The organism is Candidatus Erwinia dacicola, assembly GCF_001756855.1.
GTDB lineage: Bacteria > Pseudomonadota > Gammaproteobacteria > Enterobacterales > Enterobacteriaceae > Erwinia > Erwinia dacicola.
This window is the reverse complement of sequence record NZ_MAYS01000169.1, coordinates 1-5,875: the sequence shown is the minus strand read 5'-3', so window position 1 is coordinate 5,875 and position 5,875 is coordinate 1. Positions and strand designations below refer to the sequence as shown.

Sequence of the window (5,875 nt, the reverse complement as noted above, 5' to 3'; positions counted from 1 at the left end):
TTATAAGATCCATAGAGAAAATGTCTGAGACGTCAAGTTTTTGTTATGTTCTGTTAAGGGACGAAAACTTAAGCGTTGCAGGAAAAATATATTTATATAATGAAAATGATAAAACTCAAGAAATCGGATTGCTTGATGCAACTATAACTGATACAGAGACAGGAAATATTTTATTTCTTACGAGTTTCATCTATCTGTCTAAAGAGTATGGGAAGATGATGATTATTGAAAACTACCTAGAGGATGAGTCCCATGAGTAAAGATAATTCTGGTGATAAAGTGAATAAAGAGTTAGCCAACAATGGAAGACAAGTCGCAGGTGTGGAAGGGTTCGAAAATCGCGGTTTTCAAACACGCCCACAACCATCAACTGGTAGAGAAATTCCACCTGTTCAAACTGCACCAAGAACTATTATTCCTATGCCTGGTCCTAAATTACCACCAACCAAAAAGTAGAATAGACCATAAGATAAACTTATCCATAGAAATGGTGGATAAGTCTATCTTGCTGAATCTAAAAGTAACCCTGTAACTTCTATTGCATGCGTGAAAAATCAGTAAGTAGTTGGGCAAAACTTTTTGCTGTACGAGTTGGATCGTTTGTCCAAGCAAGTGTAATGTTTCTTTCTTTTATGGCTTCAATGAAGTCTGATATATCATTATCGTGTCCGTTAATGTATAAATATAACTTTCTTAGGGTCTTATCTCTTGGTTTTCTTTCTTCTGGGAGTCTTTTGAGTCCAATGAGAATTGTCTTGTCTGCATCGTCGATGATGTTTTTCATATCATCTCTGATGTAATTCCATGTGTTTCTTAATGTTTCTCCTTTCACTGTTGGTGGTAGGAATTGTGGTATGTTATCATTCAGTTCGTTCAGAAACGCATTGAAATTAAATGGGTTTCCTCCGCCTTGTAACTGTAGTTCCTGCCTGATTAAGTCCTCCTCCTTTTTTGATATATAAGCGTCGAAAGATCCACCTAAATGATAGCCGTATAATTTAATTTGATGGGGCGTTTCAATGTTTCTGAAATAAATAAAAAGCCTGTCGTTTTTATCACTGTCTTCTTTTGATAAAAACATCATAAAAACAAAACATCCTGCGCCAAGTCGAATTTCAAACGCTATTGTTGGGTCTTTTTTCGACCATGCATCTGAGTATATATTTTTTAATCGACTAAAGTTGAATTTTATCGATGCCATTTAAATTTCCTTATTACTGCTTTATTAAAAACATTCACATCATGAACCAATATATAACGTCAGGCGTCCGGGCGCTACGTCGTGCTTCCGCATTGAGCCAGGCGAGCTGTCTTACCCCTCTGGGCTTCCATCGCTGACATAACGGCATTTCACCGCTACGGCATAAGGGGCGCTAAGTCCGGGTATGCTCGCCGTCATTTTCTCCTGTGAGTCTTTCTTCTTCTCATATCAGCTTCCGGTAATCGTTCCCCGTCACAACCTGGTCAGCAAGGTAATGCATAGCCGCTTCGCGCCCTTGCTGGCCAGAACGACTCCGGGGAGGCCGAACCGTCAGGCGATACGAAGACGAAATTCACACTGACGGAGAAATAACCATGACTATGAACCTGCATACCCAAACAAGCGCCCCTAATCCCGCACCGGCGACCAGCGTATCCCCGCTGGAGCAGTCAGGCTCCTCAAAAACGAAATTTTCTAAAGGCAAGGCCAAACCAGATGTTTACCAGGTAGTGACTGACAGCATCATCGAAGCGTTAGAAATGGGTGTTAAGCCGTGGGTGTGTCCGTGGAAGCGTAACGGGGCAGTGTCAGGTATTCCGTCAAACTTCACCACCGGCACAGCCTACAGCGGGATGAATATCATGCTGTTATGGTGCAGTGCAGCAAAGCAGGGGTTTAATGATTCTCGCTGGTTGACCTACAAACAGGCTCAGGAGCAGGGCGCACAGGTTCGTAAGGGTGAACACGGTACTACGGCCATTTTTTACAAGACGCTAGAAAAAGAAGCTGAGGATGGAGAGATCGAAAAAATCCCCATGCTGAAAACTTTTACCGTGTTTAATGTTGAGCAAATCGACGGGCTAGATATGGGCGCCGAAAATGGCGCCGAGATTGAACCACTGGAGGTAGGAGAATTTGATCCGCTGCCGCAGGTTGAAGCACTGTTTCAGCGTACCGGCGCGAACATTACAGAACGTGGCCAACAGGCATTTTTCAAACCTCTAACTGATGAAATCTGGTTGCCTGAACGTCATTTGTTTGCCGATGCCGCGAATTTTTACGCCACCGGCTTGCATGAACTGACGCACTGGAGCGGGGCGAAAAGCCGCTTAAATCGTGAAATGAAAGGGAGGTTTGGATCGGAAGGGTACGCCTTTGAAGAACTGATTGCCGAACTTGGAAGCGCCTTCCTGATGGCTGATTTAGGCGTTGTGGGAGAGGTTCAGCATGAACGCTATATTGCATCATGGCTGAAATCACTGAAAGACGATAAGCGCTACATTTTCAAAGCGGCCAGCGCCGCATCTAAAGCGCATCGTTATTTGATGGGATTTTGAGGGGAACGGGAGAGAGCATTGCCCACATATCCACATGAGAGAAGCCAGTGAAGCGGGGAGGCCAACAAGCCGCCCCCGCGAACGGGAGCGCCTCTACCGGCGGGGCAAGCCGGTAGGGGTCGATTGTGGGTATGTGGACAATGCAGAGGGTAGTGCGTAAGTGCTGGCTAAAAATTGCCGACATTTAATAGGCCAGTGCTAAAACTTCGCTTTCTGCCCACAGGCGGTTAAATTCTTTCTCATACTGTGCCGCAATTTGCGGAACGCCTCGTAACACTATGCTGTTTTCGGCGTTGCGTGTGTCGGCGCTGGCCGTGTAATTAAACGAACCTGTTTGTACTGTGCTGCCATCTGCGATCATCACTTTGTTGTGCATGATGGCGTAACGACTGTTAAGACGTACCGGAACATGATTATTTGCCAGGTAAGTGACCGCTGAATAACGGTCACCGTTCGCTTTCTCATCGGCGACAACCCGGACACTAACCCCTCTTTGTTTCGCGGCAATAATGGCCGTCGCGATGGGCTTACTGGTGAAGCTATACGCCTCAACATCAAGTGACGTTGAGGCGTCATTGACCACCGACAGAACGTTTTGCAGTGCGGTATGTGACGGAGAAAAACCGACGCTGACGGTGGGGGCAGCAAAGGCCGGGAAAACAATCAGGAGAAGGGCAGGCAGAGTGATTTTAAGCATAGGTTGTTAACTCCAGGGCTTTTAGTTCATCCATTGTATAAAAGCGGAATACGTTACGGTGCTTCGCTTCCAGCGTGACATGTTGGCTGTTTTCGATAACCTGCTTTATTGTGTCGAACAGCAGCATTAATGCCCGTTTCTTTTGCTCATCCGGCACAATATAGAAAACGAAAAACCAGAGGTTTTCCGTTCTCGCTCTCAGGTGACTGGCGATAATTTGCTGATAGCGTGCTTTAGTTTTTAAGCTACGTTCCGTTTCAATGGCGATCCGTTTGCCATTTGGCAGCGTGATTAATCCGTCAGGCCGGTGCTTCACCTTAAACTGATTTAAAAAGGTGTTACGGTCGCCGTTAATCCAGTCCGTCGCACCTTTTTGTGCCAGCGTCAGGTGTACCAGTTGATTATCCAGATGGTGATCGAGGCTCCAGCCTTTTAACTTTGCCGGTTCAAATCGGGCGGGGAAAATCTTGTCTTCGGGGCTGAGTACGACGGCGATCCCATCCTGGGTTATTCCCCACAGCGTGAGACTGCCAAGGCGAGAGACGAAAACATATTTTTGAATAAGCCCCATTCCTTCCAGTTTATCGAGCAGAAGGTAAAGCGGTTGATGTGCCTTATACCTAAAAAGTTGTTTTAGCGTGTCAAAATCGCTGTAGGTTTCCTCTTTCAAAAAATTAAGAAGTTGTGCCATTTTTTCACTGTTACGGCCTTTACGTTCTTTATCGCTACTTATCAACATGGCATTCCCTTATTCATCGAAATCAAAAGAAGCTGTTTCCGCAACCGGCTCAACTGGTGCTATCTCGGCTGTTCTGTTTTTTTCTGCCGCCACTAAAACGGGTGTTGTTTGCGCTGCGGGTGCCTCAGTAAAGTCGAGCGGCTTTTTAATCGATATGGGTGTGATCGGCGTGATGTCATAAACCTGTAGCGGCTGTTTTTTTACTTTCAAGGGTGAGATAAGGGAGGCTCGGGGTAACTCTGTGGCCGTGAAAATATAGCTGACGAACGGAGGCAGGTTTAACAGCATGTTGCTGTCGATATAAAAACGCTCCGCCTGTCGGATTGTGCGCTCGTCGTCTATCACTTCGGTCAGTACCCGATTGGTTTTTGCTTTGCGACTTTCATCGTCCACTAAAATCGTACCGGACATTTTCGCCACCCATAGTGCGGTGTCGGGGTCTTGCAGTTTGTACACCAGTTTAAATTTGGCATTTTCCACGACGGCACCCACCACGGCGTCGCCGTTTAAATCGGCGGGGCAGTCGCGTAAATCGGCAACGGACTGGTGATCCATAATGATATGCACGCCTTTATCTCGGGCAGCGCCTAATCCCTCAAGCGCAGGCCGTGATAAATGGTATTTTAGTTCGGCCAGGTGAATAGCAATCGGGCGTGGCGTGGTACTGATTCGGTCGCGTAACTCAGCAAGCTGCATTAACCGCACTAAAATCATGCGTTGAGTTGCGATCACTTTACTGTTGCGCATTGAACCGATGATGTAACAGCAACCGCCGTCGTCAAAAATCTTTTTTAATGCTAACCCCTCCGGGGCATTAATGGAGTTTAATAAAGCCAGTTCCTCTATTTTACCGAAAAATCCTTTAATCGTTTCGGCAATACTCTGCACGAAATCGCTGTTGAATAAATCGCGGATCGTGGCTGTTGGGTTTTCATTAATTAATTGTGCGGTAGCGCGTGCGGCTCTGCGGTCGTCGATACGATAGAAGTCGGCGGCCTCTCCTTTTTCCGCCAGGCTAAATCCAGCAATAAAAAGTTCCTCTAAATGTTCTGCTGTAATGCCATCAATAAGGTTTAGTTGATATTCCGGCCTGTTTAAATCAATTAGGTAGAATGGTTTTCCTGCATCTTCACATGCTTTCCTTATTAAGTGGGGTGCCCATTCATCATTTTTTGGATCCATTTCAAAAACGCCTTCACCGGCTAAAATACTTTGATAAATAAGTAATCCTGTTGCAACCCCTTTACCTGCGCCCGTCGTACCAATGACATCGGCATGTTGTTTTTGCCAGTCACTGAGCGGAATATATTGAGGTTCTCTTTTTTCATTTAGTCCAATAAAAACGCCTTTTGTTAAATCAATGAATTGCTCGGGGTCATATTTTTCAGTTGTGGGCAGTAATGCTTTTATTTCTCGAACATCAGTGCGCGTATTTCGTTCCAGACTGGTTTTTTTAACCATTTTCCTTTTGAGTTTATCAATCTCTGGTGAGAGAACGCGGCGTGCAACGTAATGAAATATCACGCCGACCACAGTAAATGAAATCAATATCGTCCACAAAATCACTGGCGTACTTACTTCCAGTCTTGCCGGGTATAGAAAGCGAAGGACGTAAGAGGTAGCCGGTGATATTGTGCCAAAAATAAAGCATAAGAGTGAGAAGCAGATAATAACACGCTGCCATATTGGTGCTTTTTCATGTTCATCCCGCTTTAGCGGGACAATAAAGGGTAATGTTAGTCCTGATAACAAAGCTAACAATAGCTGATGTTGTTGCATATAGCCGAAGAATGCCGTGGCGTTATCGACTATGGGCATTAGCTTCTCTGTGATTTTATTAAGCATGTCTTAACCTTTAAATGGTTTCTTTCGGTGAGCTATCTCGGTGAATCCACTCGGTG

Annotated in this window: 6 protein-coding genes and 1 pseudogene; 3 read left to right on the top strand and 4 right to left on the bottom strand. The window is 45.3% G+C overall.

Features of this window, described 5'->3' with window-relative positions; genetic code table 11:
* Both BBW68_RS19105 and BBW68_RS05130 read left to right on the top strand, forming a co-directional pair.
* A pseudogene (locus tag BBW68_RS19105) lies at window positions 1–260 on the top strand (hypothetical protein); the annotation flags it as partial.
* Complete coding sequence (locus tag BBW68_RS05130; RefSeq protein WP_148127549.1) at window positions 253–456, top strand: hypothetical protein; 204 nt, start codon at window positions 253–255, stop codon at window positions 454–456. The pseudogene BBW68_RS19105 and the gene BBW68_RS05130, both read left to right, overlap by 8 nt.
* Window positions 457–535: 79 nt before the next feature.
* On the opposite strand, the gene BBW68_RS05125 is transcribed toward BBW68_RS05130, so the two are convergent.
* Window positions 536–1,201 carry a hypothetical protein gene (locus BBW68_RS05125; RefSeq protein WP_070134287.1) on the bottom strand — a complete coding sequence of 222 codons (666 nt, stop codon included), beginning with the start codon at window positions 1,199–1,201 and terminating at the stop codon, window positions 536–538.
* 374 nt (window positions 1,202–1,575) lie between these two features.
* On the opposite strand from BBW68_RS05125, the gene BBW68_RS05120 reads away from it, so the two are divergent.
* The gene (locus tag BBW68_RS05120; protein WP_070134286.1) at window positions 1,576–2,538 is read left to right on the top strand and encodes an ArdC family protein; all 963 of its coding nucleotides are present in this window, start codon (window positions 1,576–1,578) and stop codon (window positions 2,536–2,538) included.
* Between the two features lie 184 nt (window positions 2,539–2,722).
* Here BBW68_RS05120 and BBW68_RS05115 read toward each other — a convergent pair whose 3' ends face one another.
* Genes BBW68_RS05115 through BBW68_RS05105 form a run of 3 tightly spaced genes read right to left on the bottom strand, consistent with a single transcriptional unit; the run spans window position 2,723 to window position 5,819 of the window.
* Window positions 2,723–3,235 (bottom strand): phospholipase D family nuclease, encoded by a 513-nt coding sequence (locus BBW68_RS05115; RefSeq protein ID WP_070134285.1) that lies wholly within the window; start codon window positions 3,233–3,235, stop codon window positions 2,723–2,725.
* Complete coding sequence (gene mobC / locus BBW68_RS05110) at window positions 3,228–3,974, bottom strand: MobC family replication-relaxation protein (protein WP_070134284.1); 747 nt, start codon at window positions 3,972–3,974, stop codon at window positions 3,228–3,230. Before mobC ends, BBW68_RS05115 begins: the two co-directional genes overlap by 8 nt.
* A 9-nt stretch (window positions 3,975–3,983) precedes the next feature.
* Window positions 3,984–5,819, bottom strand: a complete 1,836-nt coding sequence (locus BBW68_RS05105) for a type IV secretory system conjugative DNA transfer family protein (RefSeq protein ID WP_070134283.1) — start codon at window positions 5,817–5,819, stop codon at window positions 3,984–3,986.
* Window positions 5,820–5,875: the final 56 nt, after the last annotated feature.